Origin of the sequence: Rhodococcus sp. 7Tela_A2, assembly GCF_049311045.1 — a bacterium.
In the GTDB taxonomy this organism is placed as follows: domain Bacteria; phylum Actinomycetota; class Actinomycetes; order Mycobacteriales; family Mycobacteriaceae; genus Rhodococcus.
In genome coordinates, this window is sequence record NZ_JAXION010000018.1 from 12,044 (window position 1) to 27,245 (window position 15,202).

At 67.1% G+C, this 15,202-nt stretch carries 12 protein-coding genes; 3 read left to right on the plus strand and 9 right to left on the minus strand.

From position 1 onward, the window contains the following. Positions 1–34: 34 nt before the first annotated feature. The 6 genes from TVH25_RS05560 to TVH25_RS05585 form a co-directional block, all read right to left on the minus strand. Positions 35–1,057, minus strand: a complete 1,023-nt coding sequence (locus TVH25_RS05560) for a DoxX family protein (RefSeq protein WP_422423542.1) — start codon at positions 1,055–1,057, stop codon at positions 35–37. Between the two features lie 208 nt (positions 1,058–1,265). Then, positions 1,266–2,630, minus strand: a complete 1,365-nt coding sequence (locus tag TVH25_RS05565; protein WP_422423543.1) for a cytochrome P450 — start codon at positions 2,628–2,630, stop codon at positions 1,266–1,268. 68 nt (positions 2,631–2,698) lie between these two features. Further along, entirely contained in the window at positions 2,699–3,211 is a 513-nt protein-coding gene (locus TVH25_RS05570; RefSeq protein ID WP_296549898.1) for a (2Fe-2S)-binding protein, read from the minus strand. Further along, the gene (locus TVH25_RS05575) at positions 3,204–4,079 is read right to left on the minus strand and encodes an FAD binding domain-containing protein (protein ID WP_422423544.1); all 876 of its coding nucleotides are present in this window, start codon (positions 4,077–4,079) and stop codon (positions 3,204–3,206) included. Before TVH25_RS05575 ends, TVH25_RS05570 begins: the two co-directional genes overlap by 8 nt. Then, positions 4,076–6,448 carry a xanthine dehydrogenase family protein molybdopterin-binding subunit gene (locus TVH25_RS05580; RefSeq protein ID WP_422423545.1) on the minus strand — a complete coding sequence of 791 codons (2,373 nt, stop codon included), beginning with the start codon at positions 6,446–6,448 and terminating at the stop codon, positions 4,076–4,078. Before TVH25_RS05580 ends, TVH25_RS05575 begins: the two co-directional genes overlap by 4 nt. Positions 6,449–6,709: 261 nt before the next feature. Then, entirely contained in the window at positions 6,710–8,413 is a 1,704-nt protein-coding gene (locus TVH25_RS05585; RefSeq protein WP_422423546.1) for an alkaline phosphatase D family protein, read from the minus strand. A 165-nt stretch (positions 8,414–8,578) separates the two neighbouring features. On the opposite strand from TVH25_RS05585, the gene TVH25_RS05590 reads away from it, so the two are divergent. Together TVH25_RS05590 and TVH25_RS05595 are read left to right on the plus strand one after the other, a co-directional pair. Continuing rightward, positions 8,579–8,794 carry a hypothetical protein gene (locus TVH25_RS05590; RefSeq protein WP_240955183.1) on the plus strand — a complete coding sequence of 72 codons (216 nt, stop codon included), beginning with the start codon at positions 8,579–8,581 and terminating at the stop codon, positions 8,792–8,794. Between the two features lie 104 nt (positions 8,795–8,898). Beyond that, positions 8,899–9,936 (plus strand): beta-ketoacyl-ACP synthase III, encoded by a 1,038-nt coding sequence (locus TVH25_RS05595; RefSeq protein WP_296549922.1) that lies wholly within the window; start codon positions 8,899–8,901, stop codon positions 9,934–9,936. Between the two features lie 37 nt (positions 9,937–9,973). Here TVH25_RS05595 and TVH25_RS05600 read toward each other — a convergent pair whose 3' ends face one another. The 3 genes from TVH25_RS05600 to TVH25_RS05610 all read right to left on the minus strand — a co-directional run bounded on the left by TVH25_RS05600 (position 9,974) and on the right by TVH25_RS05610 (position 12,148). Continuing rightward, positions 9,974–11,137, minus strand: coding sequence for a N(5)-(carboxyethyl)ornithine synthase (locus TVH25_RS05600; RefSeq protein WP_422423547.1), 1,164 nt, complete (start codon positions 11,135–11,137; stop codon positions 9,974–9,976). Between the two features lie 44 nt (positions 11,138–11,181). Further along, complete coding sequence (locus TVH25_RS05605) at positions 11,182–11,316, minus strand: hypothetical protein (RefSeq protein WP_277350493.1); 135 nt, start codon at positions 11,314–11,316, stop codon at positions 11,182–11,184. Positions 11,317–11,458: 142 nt separating this feature from the next. After that, positions 11,459–12,148: an MBL fold metallo-hydrolase gene (locus TVH25_RS05610; RefSeq protein WP_296549929.1), complete on the minus strand. Its 690-nt coding sequence runs from the start codon at positions 12,146–12,148 to the stop codon at positions 11,459–11,461. A 120-nt stretch (positions 12,149–12,268) separates the two neighbouring features. Here TVH25_RS05610 and uvrA point away from each other — a divergent pair, with 120 nt between their 5' ends. Continuing rightward, positions 12,269–15,193 (plus strand): excinuclease ABC subunit UvrA, encoded by a 2,925-nt coding sequence (uvrA, locus tag TVH25_RS05615; RefSeq protein ID WP_169622982.1) that lies wholly within the window; start codon positions 12,269–12,271, stop codon positions 15,191–15,193. Positions 15,194–15,202 lie beyond the last annotated feature (9 nt).

Genomic DNA, 15,202 nt, shown 5'->3' on the forward strand with positions numbered 1-15,202 from the left:
ATCCCTCGGCTCGGTGTGGTGCTGTTGAACAGTCTTAACGCTTCTCGAGCGCCTTGCGGTTCTTCTCGAGGGACTTCTCGGCCTGCTTGCGTGCCTTCTCGGCGCTGGCCCGGGCCTTTTCTGCCGCCTTCAAAGCCTTGCCGTTGAGCACCGCCGAACGCTCGTCGGCAAGCTGTGCCCATTCGCTGCTGCGATCACGGGCGGTGTCGAGGAACCTGGTGCCGCGCATCCGCGCGACCTCGGCGATTTCCGGGCCGCGTTCCTTGGCGACGCCGAGGAGTTCGGTGCCGCGTTCACGGGCGGTGTCCGCGAACTCGGGGCCGCGTTCCTTGGCGACGTCGAGCAGGCCGGTGCCGCGCTGGCGTGCGCGCTCGGCCAGTACCGGACCGCGGTCGCGCGCGACTTCGAGAAACTCGCTGCCGCGTTCCTTGGCCACCTCGGCGAATACGGGACCTCGCTCCTTCGCGACATCCAGAAGGTGGCCGCCGTGCTCGGCAGCGTCTCCGGTGAGGGACTTCACGCGTTCGGCCACGGTGTTGAAAGCGTCCGCAGTGCCGTGGTCGGACGATGCCGCCAGGGGGAGTGCTGCGGCGACCGAAGCCTGGGCGCGGCGAGCGGCGCGGCGGCCGCGCCAGCCGAGCGAGGGCTTGCCTTCGGTGTCCACGGCTGCGATGAGGAGTCCGCCGAGAAGGCTCACGCTCTTGATGAACTCGGTACGCTGCCGGGACCGCGTTTCGGCGTCCTCTGCGTTCCAGAAGTCGTGGCCGACCGCCGTGCTCGGTACGAGAGACCCGGCGAGGGCGAGTGCCGAGAGTCGAGGTGCCTTGCCCAGCGCGAACAGTGCGCCGGCGCCGATCTGAACCGCTGCGTTGAGCTGGATCAGCGTCTCGGGGTTGCTCGGGAGCCGATCGGTGACCGAGGCGGGCAGTGTGTTCACCGCCTGATCCAGCGCGGGCTTGGCCGCGTTCGCCCGCGGAGCGGGATTGCGGAGGGCGTCGACGCCCCCGGCAATGAAAATGGACGCGAGCATCGGTCTCGCGAGTCTCCGGACGATCATGTAATTCCTCCCGTAGTCGGGTGTGTTGCCACCGGAACCCGTGTACCCCCACCGCTGCCGGAATATGCCCGGGATCCCGGAGTGTCGCCCGGGATGTCCTTTTCCGCGCAGAAGTGGGGTTCGCATAGGACGGAACTTCTAGATAACCCGAATCGGCAGGGGTGCACACCCGCCGGCACAACCGGGCCGAGACCTGAGGGTCGTCGCGTCAATCGATGCGCGCGACCTCCGGGCGGGCGGTCACCGGGGCGGCCAGTTGCTGCTCGTCGCAGATCCGTTGCAGCTTCTCGAGCGTGGCGCTCAGGCCCGGGCCTCTCCGGGGGCCCGGAGTGAAGGACGCGGGCAGGTGCCGCATGCCCTGGATGACACCGATGGTGTCGTAATGCACCGTCCCTTCGGGATCGCACCGGAAGTCCGGCATGCGGTCGAGTACCGCGGTGAGCATCGACTTGAACACCGTTCGGGCTACGTTGGAGCCGATGCAGCGATGGATTCCGAGACCGAAACTGAAGTGCCGGTTCCCTTTCCGGTCCAGGACGATCTCGTCGGGATCGGGAAAGACCGTCGCGTCACGGTTCGCCATCGCCCACGACAGCCACAAGCGCTCACCTTCGCGCAACTCGGTGCCACCGACCTCGAAGTCGGCCGCGACGGTGCGCCCGTCGCCCGGTGCCGGCGTGAAGAAGCGCAGGAACTCTTCGGTGGCCGAATCGAGCAACTGTTCGCGGTCGCGGATGAGCACGTCACGCTGGTCGGGATTCGACGACAACCACTCGAGCGAGTGGGCGGTGAGCGCCGTCGTCGTGTCGAAACCGCCACCGATCAGCAGTCCGAGCATGCCCAGCAGTTCGAGGTCGGGCGCCGGCTCGCCGTCGATGCGCAACTCGACGAGCCCGTTGACGAGTCCCGGACGAGGGTTCGTCTTGATCTCGGCCAGATTCGACAGCAGGTCGATCCCCATCGCGCGGTGCATCTCGGCGACCCGCTCGGCGTCCGGCGAATTCTCCGGTGTGTAGACCGACGCGTGCACCGGTTCGCTGTACACGGACCATTTCTCGATTCGGATACCGAGCATGGCGAGGGTGAGGACGGCGGGCACGATGTTGGCCAGGTCGTCGACGAAGTCGATCCGTCCGGATTCGATCTTCTCGTCGAGTGCGGCGTGGACTGCCTCGTCGATGAACGGTTCCCACCGTTTCACCGCGGCGGGGGACAGGTAAGGGTTGAGGACCTGCCGGTAGAGGCGATGCTCGGGGTCGTCCATCTCGAGAATGCCGCCGCGCACCATTGCCGCGCGACGTGCGGTGGGAATCGAGATCCCCTTGTATCCGCGCCGGGTGCCGTGAACGTCGTGGTCGTTCGACACGTCGGCACTGCGTGCGAGCTCGAAGACCTCGTCGCTCCCGCTGGCTACCCAGTGCCCGTCGTAGGTGTCGGTCCAGGCGAGGGGGCACCGGGCGTGAAGATCCTGCGTGATCTCCTCGAACCGATGCCGGTATTCCGGGGTGTGCCGGTCGAAATGGGCCCGGGGGTGCTTACGGTCCCGGTCGACGGGTGCGTCATCGATGGTCACAGCTGTTCCTTCGCGGTACAGGGATACTCGGGCGGGATCGTCTTCACTCGGTGTTGTCGTCGTATGCGTCAGGCGCCGGATGCGGCGACGGTGCCGGGCTCGCCGCTGGAGTCCGGGCCACCGGCCGCGGCGCGTACCGCGCGGACGATGCCCTGATAACCGGTGCAGCGGCACAGGTTGCCCGAGATCGCTTCCCGGATCTCGTCGTCGGACGGTGACGGGTTCTCTCGCAGGAATGCGGTTGCCGAGACGATGAATCCCGGTGTGCAGAAACCGCACTGGAGTCCGTGCTGGTCCCGGAAGGCTGCCTGGACGGAGGACAGTTCCCCGTCGGCACCGGCGAGGCCCTCGATGGTCGTCAGTTCGGCTCCGTCGGCCTGGACCGCGAAGATCAGGCACGCGCGCACGGCCTCGCCGTCGAAGAGGACGGTGCACGCCCCGCACACTCCGTGCTCGCATCCCAGATGTGTGCCGGTCAGGCCGCACCGCTCGCGCAGGTAATCGGCCAGCGTCAAGCGCGGTGGTACGCGATCGTGGCGGGTCGCGCCGTTGATCCGGACACGGATATCGACGTCAGTCATCGAGTGCCTCCTTCACGGCGCGGTTCCACGCGCGAGCTACCATCGCGGACCCGACGCGGCGCCTGTACCCGGCCGTGCCGTGACCGTCCGACGGAACCGCGTCGAGATGTGCGGTCGCGTCGCGGCCGACCTCCTCGGCGGAGATCGTCGATGCCCCGCGTCCGAGCAGTTCCCTTTCGACCGTTCGCGCGCGGATCGGTGTCGGGCCCATTCCGAAGACCGTGACCGCGCACCGTTCGATCCGCTCGTCCGCATCCACGCGGAGCGCGACCGCAGCGCCCGCCACCGCGAAGTCGCCGCTGCGGCGGGTGAATTCTTCGATCGCAGAACCGCACCGGCCGCGCCACACCGGGAATGTCACTGCGGTCACCAACTCGTCCGGTTCCATCGCCGTCGTCCACATCCCCTGGAAGAAGTCGGCGGCGGGGATCGTGCGCAACCCCCGGGGGGAGCGCGTTTCGATGTCGGCATCGAGGGTCAGGGCCACCGCCGGATACTCCGCTGCGGCATCGGCGTGCGCGAGAGAACCGCCTATCGTGCCGCGGTTGCGGATCTGGAAGTGCCCGATGAGCGGTGTCGCGCGGGCCAGCAGGGGAACGCTTCGGGCGATCGCCTCGGACAGGCCGACCATCGCGTGCGTGGTGGTGGCCCCGATCCGGACGGTGTCGGTGCCGGCCGTGATGTCCGCCAGATCGGTGAGTCGCCGGAGGTCCACAAGGTGGTCGAACACGGCGAGCCGCAGGACGAGCAGCGGCATCAGGCTCTGCCCGCCGGCGATGAACTTGGCCTCGTCACCGAGTTCGGCGAGCAGGTGAACCGCCTCGTCGGCCGTCTCCGGTGCGTGGTAGTCGAACGCGGCGGGCTTCATTCGTCGTCCTTCGCGGCGGTGCGGGCGTCGTCGATCATCGTCAGAACGGCGGAGGGGGACAGCGGCAGCTGCTTCAGTTCGACTCCGAACGGAGCAAGCGCGTCCATCACCGCGTTGAGCACTGCGGGGGTCGCGCCGATCGCACCGCCCTCGCCGACCCCCTTGAAGTTTCCGGGCCCCGGGCTCGGGGTGTCGATGTGCCCGATCTCGATCGCCGGAATCTCGGATGCCGTCGGCAGCAGGTAGTCCATGAAGGTGGTGGCGACGGGATTGCCGCTGTCGTCGTACGCGAGATGCTCGTACAGTGCGCCGCCGATTCCCTGGACGGTGCCGCCGCAGATCTGGCCCTCCACCACGCTCGGATTGATCATCTTGCCGCAGTCCTCGCTCACGATGTAGCGAAGCAGGGTCACCTTGCCGGTCGCTACGTCCACCTCGCAGGTGCACACGTGGGTGGCGTTGGCCCAGATCATCATGTGCGGTGTGCGGTAACGCCCGCTCGCTTCCAGACCCGGCGGGACACCCGGTGGCAGGGCCTCGCCCTGGAAGTAGGCGATATCCGCGATCTCGGCCAGCGACAGTGTCTTGTCCGGTGCGTTCCGCGCCGACGCCGTGCTGTCGACGAAGTCGATCTCGTCGGGAGTCGTGTCCAACCGGTGCGCCGCGATCGCCACGATCCGTTCACGCAGGCCCGCGGCGGTCTCGGCAATCGCACCTGCCGTCATCGACCCGGACCTGCTGCCACCGGTGCCGGCCCCGAACGGCGTGACGGCGGTATCGCCCTGGACCGTCCGCACATCCGCCATCGCGACGCCGAGGGCATCTGCCGTCAACTGCACGACGGTCGTCTCGAGACTGTTGCCCGCGGAGCCCCCGGCAACATAGACATTCACCTTGCCGGTCGGCTCGATCCGGATGGTGGCGCCCTCGGTGCTGTGGAACGAGGTTCCGCCCGTGGTCGGCTCGACGTAGGTGCACGTACCGACGCCGAGATACCGTCCCTCGGCGCGGGCGCGTTGCTGCTCTTCCCGGAAGTCCTCGTAGCCGAGCATCGCCACGGCCTGCTCGAGAGTGTCGAGGGGCGAGATGTGATCGAGCGGCATGCCGTGCGGGTTGAACACGGGCAAGTCCTCGCGGCGGATCATGTTGCGACGTCGCAGCTCGACGGGATCGATGCCGATCCGGCGGGCGGCATGGTCGAGAAGCACTTCACGAGCGACGGATTCGAACTGCCACGGACCACGATAGGCAAGCCGGCCGACAGTATTGGAGTAGTGGAACTTCACGCTGAACGACGCGTCCGGGACCCGGTAGGGACCCGGGAACAGCATGCCCACCACGACTCCGGCGGTGAGAGGCGAAGGAGTGGGGTAGGCACCGACGTTCTGCACATGGTCCATTCCCGCAGCAAGGATCCGGCCCTCCGCGTCGAAGGCCATCCGCACGTCTGCGTGCTCGTGACGCGCCATACCCGACGACATCAGATTCTCTTGACGGTCCTCGATCCACTTGACCGCCGTGCCGAGCGTGCGTGCCGCGAGCTGGATGCAGATCTCCTCGCGCAGCGGCGCAACCTTGAGTCCGAAACCCCCTCCGGTGTCGCGCGCGATCACCCGGACCCGGTGTTCGTCGATGCCCAGCAGCCGGGCACAGAAGCCGCGCACCTCGTGGGGCGACTGGGTGGAGATCCACACCGTCATCTCGCCTGTCGAGGCCGACCACTCCGCCACCAGCCCGCGGGTTTCCATGGGAACGGGTAGGTAGGCCTGCTGAAAGATCTGCTGCTGCACGGTATGTGCGGCGGCCTCGAAGATCGGATCGAGATCCGATGCCGGACGTCCGGCCATCTCACCGGCGGAGTTGCCGGCGAACCCGGCGTGCACGAGATGCGGTGACGAATCCGCGGTGACGTAATCGAGTACCGGTTCGAGCGGTTCGTACTCGACTTCCACGAGTTCGACGGCGTCTTCTGCGACGTACCGGTCGACGGCAACGACCAGGGCCACCGGGTCTCCGACGAATCGCACCTCTTCTTCGGCGAGCGGTGGCCGAGGTACCGGCGGCATGCCGGGCATGTCGAGCGCGTAGGAGATCTGGTGCGCGACGGTGTTCAGTTCGGCGGCGGTGTATACAGCGAAGACGCCCTCGAGCTGCAGTGCCGCGGATGTATCGATCGCGCCTATTCGCGCGCGGGGCAACGGGCTTCGTACAAAGCAGGCGTGCACCATCCCGGGCCGTGTCACGTCGTCGACGAACGTGCCGGCGCCCGTGACCAGGCGGAGATCCTCGATGCGCGGAACCGAGGTGCCGACGACCCCGCGCGCGGCGGCGTCGTCGCGGACGGCCGGGGGAGTCTGCGTGCGGGTCACCGGAGTGCTCGTCGCAGAGGGCGGTTCGGTATGCGGGAAAACGACGGCGGAAGTGTCATGCGGCAGGTTCTCCGTTCACCTGGACAGTCCGTCAGGCGTCCGCTGAAGGCTTGTGCCCCAACAGGTTCGAGAATGAAAGCGCAAACACGTGCGGGTTCGGCACGTGCGGAATGTCTAACATCGCCGACGGTGCGATGTCAACAAGATATGTCGTCGGCGATTATGCGGTTGCGATTTCGTGAGAATTGCATTTACGGCAGGTCAGGTCTCCGCGCGGTCCGGACGATGCAGTCGCGGCACGTCGGTAGTCGCGTCGTCCCGCGACAGGACCAGGTCGGTGACGCACTCGAAGTACGGGGCGGCGCTACCACGGCTCGTGGTGCGCTCGATCGACAGTCGTGCCGCGCGGCCGTGCAACCGGAGCGTCGCGATCTGGTTCCCGAACGTCGGCCCGGCGATCCGATCCCACTCCACGGGCGACCGGGGAACCGGCGTGACAAGCCGAAGCAACCCGCGTACCGACCGTTCCGCCAGGCGACTCCACGCCGCCCGGAACCCCGCCCGGACCGCGGCCGGAACCCGATTGTGGAGAGGTGAACACGTCAACTGATAGACCTGAGAGTCGGTCGGGAAGGTGAACCGCGCGCTCGCGGCGTAGGCGTGGTGGACATCGCCCGACAGCACACAGATCGTCGCCGGGGGGATGCCGGACGTATCGGTCCGGTCTCCGCGGGCGACTTCGCCGAAGAGTCGCGCGAGGCGGTCGAACGAGTCGTGGAACGCTGCCCAATGCTCGAGGTCGGCGCCGCGGCGCAGACTCTCCGCCCAGCGGGCGAACCGCGGTCCCCGCGCACCGAACGCCAACTGCTCGTCCCAGGCCTCCGCATCGTGCAACGCGCGGGGCAGCAGCCAGGGCAACGACGTTCCGACGAGGAGGTGGTCGTAGTCGCCCACCGTCTGGTCTTCGATCCAGTCGAACTCCGGATCGGAGACCATCTCGCGCCGTTCCGAGGTGAGGACCCGCCCGCAGCGCGAATCGATCACGAGAAGACGCACCGACCCGAAATCCCGGCGATACGACCACTGCACACCGCGCGCACCGTCGGCCTCCTCGTCGGCCTCGGACGCGAACTCGCGCAGCAGGGCGGTCGCGTCGCCGGTGGTCCCGCGGATCTTGGCGTACAACTCGTTCCGGCGCAGTTCCGCGGGCGAGAGGTTTCCGAGGTGCTGGTAAATCCAGTACGACATGAGCGCCCCGACGATCCGCTCCTCCCACCAGTTGCTCGCCTCGAATTCGGCGCGCCACGATTGCGAGGTGTTCCAGTCGTCGTGCACGTCGTGGTCGTCGAAGATCATCGAGGTCGGCACGGTCGACAGCAGCCACCGCACCTCCGGGTCCGACCACGCCTGGGCATAGAGCCAGGTGTATTCCTCGAAGTCCCGCACCTGGGCGCCGGGCGGCTCGTCCAGGTCGTGCCGCTCTCCGACGCGTTGCAGGATTTCGGGGGACAGTTCGTCGGCATAGACCTGGTCGCCCAGCAGCATCAACGCGTCGGGCCACAGGTCGCGCGGTTGCGTCCTCATACGCTGCGCGTAAACGGCGAGAGCGTCCGCGCCGAGCGACTCGTCGGGCCCGCCGTCGGTCTCGGCGCCGGTGGTGGCGACCCGGCACGAGCCGAACGCGAGATCGAACCGGGCGTCGTCGCTCAGGGACCGGATGACAGAGGCGTCGGCGTTCTCGAGTGGCCAGACGTCGGTGTCGTCGAGTCGCACCCGGTACGGCGTGGTGGAGCCCGGCTCCAGGCCGTCGATCACCACGAGGGCGTAATGGTGTCCCGCGACGGACCACGTCCGTTCGGAACGGCCGAGTATCTCGACGGTGCAGGGAGCAGATGTTTCCACCCACACCGTGGCGTCCGTGGAACCGACGTGCCTGAGGACGGGTCCGAGCAGAAGTGCCGCCATGGTTCACCGTGCCGGAGTTCGCAGGAGCGAGGCCTGATGCGACCGAATCGTACCGGGATCAGAAGGCCGATCCCGACGAAACGAGCCCCGGGAAGGGGAATCGGGGGGACGCTGTTGATGCCGGCAGTCTCCGCCGGCGGAACTTCGGAACGAGGGGAGTCCGGCGTGGACGACAGTCAGGATCCGAGTGGATGGGACAACCTCGACGAAGACGCGAAGCGGCAGGCGCAGGACAAAGCCGAGAAGGTCCGCAAGATGTACGAACCCGGGGTACGGCCCACCGAAACCGTGCCGGGTACCGACGGAATGGTCTCCGGTACCGCGTTCGCCGAGCCTGACGACGAACATCGCGGGGACGAATCGGAAGCGGACCGGCAGTAGAGCGGCCGGCTGTCCTGTCCGGCGTTCAGTCGTGCGCGCGGGGGCGTTGTGGCGATGCCATGGAAGTGCTTCCGAACGGCGCGCGGTAGGGGCAAGATGTGCGAATGCCCGCACACATCACCACCGCACCGCCGACAGTTCACACCGCCCTCCTCGGTCTGGGGGTCTACCGGCCTCGCCGCGTCGTTCCCAATTCGGAGATCGTCGAGCGCATCGACTCCACCGATGAATGGATCAGGACCCGCTCCGGCATCACCGCCCGCCACTGGGCCGAACCTGACGAAACGATCGTCTCGATGAGCACGGCCGCTGCCCGCGACGCGCTGTCCGCGGCGGGCATGGATGTCGATCAGATCGATGCCGTCGTACTGGCCACCTCGTCGCAGATGGTGCTGGGACCGTCCGCGGGGGCTGTCGTGGCCACCGAACTGGGCATGCAGAACACCGCCGCCTACGACGTCTCCGCGGGCTGCGCCGGGTTCTGCTACGCGCTCGGCAACGCGGCGAGTCTCGTCCGCGCCGGCCAGGCCCGCAACGTCCTTGTCATCGGCGTGGAGCGACTGTCCGACCTGCTCGATCCCACCGACCGCACGTGCGCGTTCATCTTCGCCGACGGCGCCGGGGCCGCAATCGTGGGCCCGGCCGAGGAGGAAGGGATCGGGCCGGTTGCCTGGGGCTCGGACGGCAGCCAGACCGACGCCATCAAGCAGGACAAGGATTTCCAGCAGTATTTCGGCGAGGTCGACGCCGCGCTGGCCGGCGGTCAGACGCCGGTACGCCCGTACATCCGGATGAACGGCGCGGCCGTTTTCCGCTGGGCCGTGACGTTCCTCGAGACGGCGTGCAAAGACGCCCTGGCGAAATCCGGCGTCACGGTCGACGACCTCGATGCCTTCGTGCCGCACCAAGCCAACAGCCGCATCACCGATGCCCTGATCCGGACCTTGGGACTACCCGACACCGTGGCGGTCGCTCGCGACATCGCGGAAACGGGCAACACGAGCGCGGCCTCGATTCCGATGGCCATGGAAGAGTTGCTGCGATCCGGTGCGTCCAAGCCCGGTGACACGGCACTGCTGCTCGGGTTCGGGGCCGGGCTTTCGTACGCCGGGCAGGTCGTCCGGATGCCCGCGATCGTGTAACCGCGACCGGCGGGGGGGGGGGGCGGGCCCCCACCCGTCATCGCGCGGTCGCGTCCACCGTCTCAGCGAGCATCGCGTGCGGGTAGTCGGCGGCGCGGTGCTGGAACGCGGTGATACTCGGATTCCGGATCACTCCGTCGCGAATCTCGATCGCTCGGGCGATGACCTGGTCGCCGGCCCAGGCGTCCGGGCCGGAGAGGACCGTCCGCACGTGGGGGAGCAGCGCTGCACTGATTTCCCACGTCGCGGAGTTCCACAGGTACGACGGACTGTGATCCACGGCGTAGTAGTGGATGTTGTTACCGACGACGAAGCTCGGCTCGGTGAACGAGGTGGGCCGCGCCCAGCTGAACCCCATGCCCGCATCGCACGACACGTCGACGATCAGGCTGCCGGGCGCGAATGCATCCAGGTCTTCTTCGCCGAGGAATGTGAGCGGTTCTGCGGTGTCCTGCAGGACGCAGTTGACCACGATGTCGTTCTCCGCGAGGTACGGCGCCAGCGGCACCCGTCCCTCGTCGGTGAGCACGAAGCTGCGATGCGGATCGGTGGCCTCGTGTTCGAACCGAACGATGCGCGCCGAGTGTATGGGCGATCCGACGGCCGCCACATCACGGTTGGTGAGCACCCGGACATCGTCGATGCCGTGTGCGTTCAAGGCGGTGACCGCGCCCCGGGCCGTTGCCCCGAACCCGATGACGACGGCGCGCAGACGACGGCCGTAGTCACCGGTGCACCCGATGATCTGCAGACCGTGGATCACCGAGCTGTAACCGGCAAGCTCGTTGTTCTTGTGGAACACGTGCAGCCCGAAGCTTCCGTCGCTGCGCCAGTGGTTCATCGCTTCGAAGGCGATCAGCGTCAGCCGCCGGTCGATGGCCTGCTGCGTCACCGCGGTGTCCTGGACGCAGTGCGGCCAGCCCCACACCGTCTGGCCCTCCCGGAACTCCGCGAGATCGCTCGCCTGAAGCTTGGGCAGAGCGATCACGTCGCAGTCGGCGATCAACTGCTCCCGGGAGCGGAATCCCGCGACGAAGGGCTCCAGATCGGTATCGGACACACCGAAGGGTGTGCCGTAGCCGGGCTCCAGATAGATGTGGGCACGCAAATCCTCGTCGATCCGGGAAAAGTGGTGCGGGTGGATCGGCAGACGTCGCTCGTTTTTCTTCCGAGAGTGCGCCAGGACACCGAGATCAAGCATATGTAGTTGTGCTCCTGCGGGTTTGGTGATGAGGGAGAGTTGTGTCAGCGCTTCTTGACGTGCGCGACGATCTCGGGATCGGCCTGGGAGTTCGCGCCCGACTTCTTGTCGGCCCGCTTTTCCTTCAGCGACTTGCCGGACTTCTTGGACATGGAACTGCGAGGCGATTTGTCGGCCATGCTGCCACCCTCATTCGAGGACCTGAACGGTCCTGATGACCTGACAGTACGGGATCACCGGCCCGGAACCTCGCTCCGCCTCGAATCGGGTCGCCGAACGGCCGGCGTCGAGGCTCGGGCCGATGACCTGCTACGCAGTCCGTCACCAGCCGCGTTCGCGCCACTCGCCGAGGTGCGGACGCTCCGCGCCGAGCGTCGAGTCCTTGCCGTGCCCGGGGTAGAACACCGTGTCGTCGCCGAAGCGGTCGAAGATCTTCGATTCGACATCGTTCATCAGCGAGCGGAAGGCGTCGTCATCCGGGGTCTTGCCGACGCCGCCGGGGAAGAGGGAGTCGCCGGTGAAGATGTGGTGCTTGCCTGTGCCCTGTTCGGTGAGAACCAGCGCGACCGACCCCGGTGTGTGCCCTGCGAGGTGAATCACCTCGAGATCCAGGTCACCCACCCGAATCGACTCTCCCTCGGTGAGAATTCGATCGGGTGCGACCGGCAGCGGTCCGGCGTCGAGTGCGTGCGCGGCGGTGGGGACACCCGTCTCGGCGGCGACCTTCTCGAGACCCTGCCAGTGATCCCAGTGCTGATGGGTCGTGACGATGAGTTCGAGGTGCGGGGCGTTGTCGCGCAGGAACTGCACCAGTGTGTCGGGTTCGTTTGCGGCATCGATGAATACGGATTTGCCGGTCGCGGTGTCGGTGACGAGGTAGGTGTTGTTGTTCATCGGGCCGACGGCGAGTTTGACGATCTCCGCGCCGGGGACTGCGCGTCGCTGGGCCGACCCTCCCGGGGTGACGTCGCCGGTGTAGGTGTCCTCGATGATCACGGTGTGCTGCGTCATACCCGCAAACCTACCGCCGCCATACCCGGGAGGGGACGAAGCGCGCCCGGCCTCTGTCGGTACCCGCGCCTACCATGGATCAAGGCCGAACCTCGGCCGTGTCTACAGGAAGGATATGGCGTGGCGGACCGCCTGATCGTGCGTGGAGCACGGGAACACAACCTGCGGGGAGTAGACCTGGACCTACCGCGCGACAGCCTCATCGTGTTCACCGGCCTGTCGGGATCGGGCAAGTCGAGCCTCGCGTTCGACACCATTTTCGCGGAGGGCCAGCGGCGCTACGTCGAATCGTTGTCGGCCTACGCCCGGCAGTTCCTCGGACAGATGGACAAGCCCGACGTCGACTTCATCGAGGGCTTGTCGCCGGCTGTGTCCATCGACCAGAAGTCCACCAACCGCAATCCTCGATCCACGGTCGGCACGATCACCGAGGTGTACGACTACCTGCGTCTGCTGTACGCCCGCGCGGGCACTCCGCACTGCCCGGTGTGTGGCGAGGAGATCTCCCGGCAGACGCCGCAACAGATCGTCGATCAGGTCCTCGACATGGAGGAAGGGGCGCGATTCCAGATCCTCGCGCCGGTCGTCCGCACCCGCAAGGGCGAGTTCGTGGACCTGTTCGAGCAGCTCACCGTGCAGGGTTACTCCCGCGTCCGGGTCGACGGCGTGGTGTATCCGCTGTCGGATCCGCCGAAGCTCAAGAAGCAGGAGAAGCACGACATCGAGGTCGTGGTCGACCGGTTGGCTGTGAAGCCGAGCGCCAAGCAGCGCCTGACCGATTCGGTCGAGACGGCGTTGCGCCTGGCGGAAGGCGTGGTCGTCCTCGACTTCGTGGACCGCGACGAGAATGCGCCGGATCGCGAGCGCCGGTTCTCCGAGTCGCTGGCGTGCCCCAACGGGCACCCCCTGGCGATCGACGATCTCGAGCCGCGCTCGTTCTCCTTCAACTCGCCCTACGGCGCGTGCCCCGAGTGCGCGGGCCTCGGTGTCCGGAAGGAAGTCGACGTCGATCTCGTCGTGCCCGACCCGGACGTCAGCCTGGCAGAAGGTGCGATCGCGCCCTGGTCGATGGGCCAGAGCGCGGAATACTTCACGCGCCTGCTGACCGGCTTGGCCGACGTCATGGGCTTCGACATCAACACTCCGTGGAAGAAACTGCCCGCGAAGGTTCGCAGGGCGGTCCTCGAGGGCAGCACCGACCAGGTGCACGTGCGGTACAAGAACCGGTACGGCCGCGTCCGTTCGTACTACGCCGAGTTCGAAGGTGTGATGCCGTTCCTGCATCGTCGCCTCGAGCAGACCGAGTCCGATCAGATGAAGGAACGCTACGACGGGTACATGCGGGAAATCCCTTGCCCCGCATGTAAAGGCGCCCGGTTGCGGCCCGAGATCCTCTCGGTCACCATCACCGCCGGCAACCACGACCGCAGGTCGATCGCAGAGGTGTGCGACCTGTCGATCGCCGAGTGCGCCGAGTTCCTCGACACGCTCACCCTGGGTAGCCGTGAGGCGGCCATCGCCGGCCAGGTGCTCAAGGAAGTGCAAGCGCGGCTCGGGTTCCTGCTCGACGTGGGCCTCGACTACCTCTCGCTCTCCCGCGCCGCCGCGACCCTCTCGGGCGGGGAAGCGCAGCGCATCCGGCTTGCCACCCAGATCGGCTCCGGCCTCGTCGGTGTCCTGTACGTGCTCGACGAACCGTCCATCGGCCTGCATCAGCGCGACAACCGGCGGCTCATCGACACCCTCACGCGGCTCCGCGATCTCGGGAACACGCTCATCGTCGTCGAGCACGACGAGGACACCGTCCGCGCGTCCGACTGGGTCGTGGACATCGGTCCGCGAGCGGGCGAACACGGTGGCCGGGTGGTGCACAGCGGCACCTACAAGGAGTTGCTCGACAACCCCGAGTCGCTGACCGGCGCGTACCTGTCCGGCCGTGAAGCCATCGAGATCCCGGCACTCCGTCGTCCCGTGGACCAGAAGCGGCAGATCACCGTGGTGGGAGCGCGCGAGAACAACTTGCACGACATCGACGTGTCGTTCCCGCTCGGTGTGCTCACCTGCGTCACCGGCGTATCCGGTTCGGGTAAATCCACGCTGGTCAACGACATTCTCGCGACGGTGATGGCGAACAAGCTCAACGGGGCGCGCCAGGTGCCCGGCCGGCACACCCGCATCAACGGTCTCGACCAGCTCGACAAGCTCGTGCGCGTCGACCAGTCTCCGATCGGTCGCACGCCGCGGTCCAACCCCGCGACCTACACCGGGGTGTTCGACAAGATCCGCACGCTGTTCGCGGCCACCACCGAGGCGAAGGTGCGCGGGTACCAGCCGGGGCGCTTCTCCTTCAACGTCAAGGGCGGACGCTGCGAGGCGTGTTCCGGTGACGGCACGCTGAAGATCGAGATGAACTTCCTGCCCGACGTCTATGTGCCGTGCGAGGTGTGCCACGGGGCGCGGTACAACCGCGAAACCCTCGAGGTGCACTACAAGGGCAAGACGATCGCCGAGGTTCTCGACATGTCGATCGAGGAGGCGGCCGAGTTCTTCCAGCCCGTCACCTCGATCCACCGCTATCTCAAGACACTCACCGAGGTGGGACTGGGATACGTGCGGCTGGGCCAGCCGGCCACCACGCTGTCCGGCGGCGAAGCCCAGCGCGTCAAGCTCGCGGCGGAACTGCAGAAGCGGTCGAACGGGCGCACCGCGTACATCCTCGACGAGCCGACCACCGGCCTGCACTTCGAGGACATCCGCAAACTGCTCGGCGTCATCAACGGGCTTGTCGACAAGGGCAACACCGTCATCGTCATCGAGCACAACCTCGACGTCATCAAGACGGCCGACTGGGTGATCGACATGGGACCCGAAGGCGGAGCCGGGGGCGGCACCGTCGTCGGACAGGGCACGCCCGAGGACATCGCCGAGGTGGAAGCGAGCTACACCGGGCGCTTCCTCGCCGAGGCGCTCGCGCCTGTACCGCCCGCGCCGAAGAAGGCTCCGGCCCGGAAGCGGGCGGCGAAGAAGAAGGTCGCGGCGAAATAGTCACGCAGG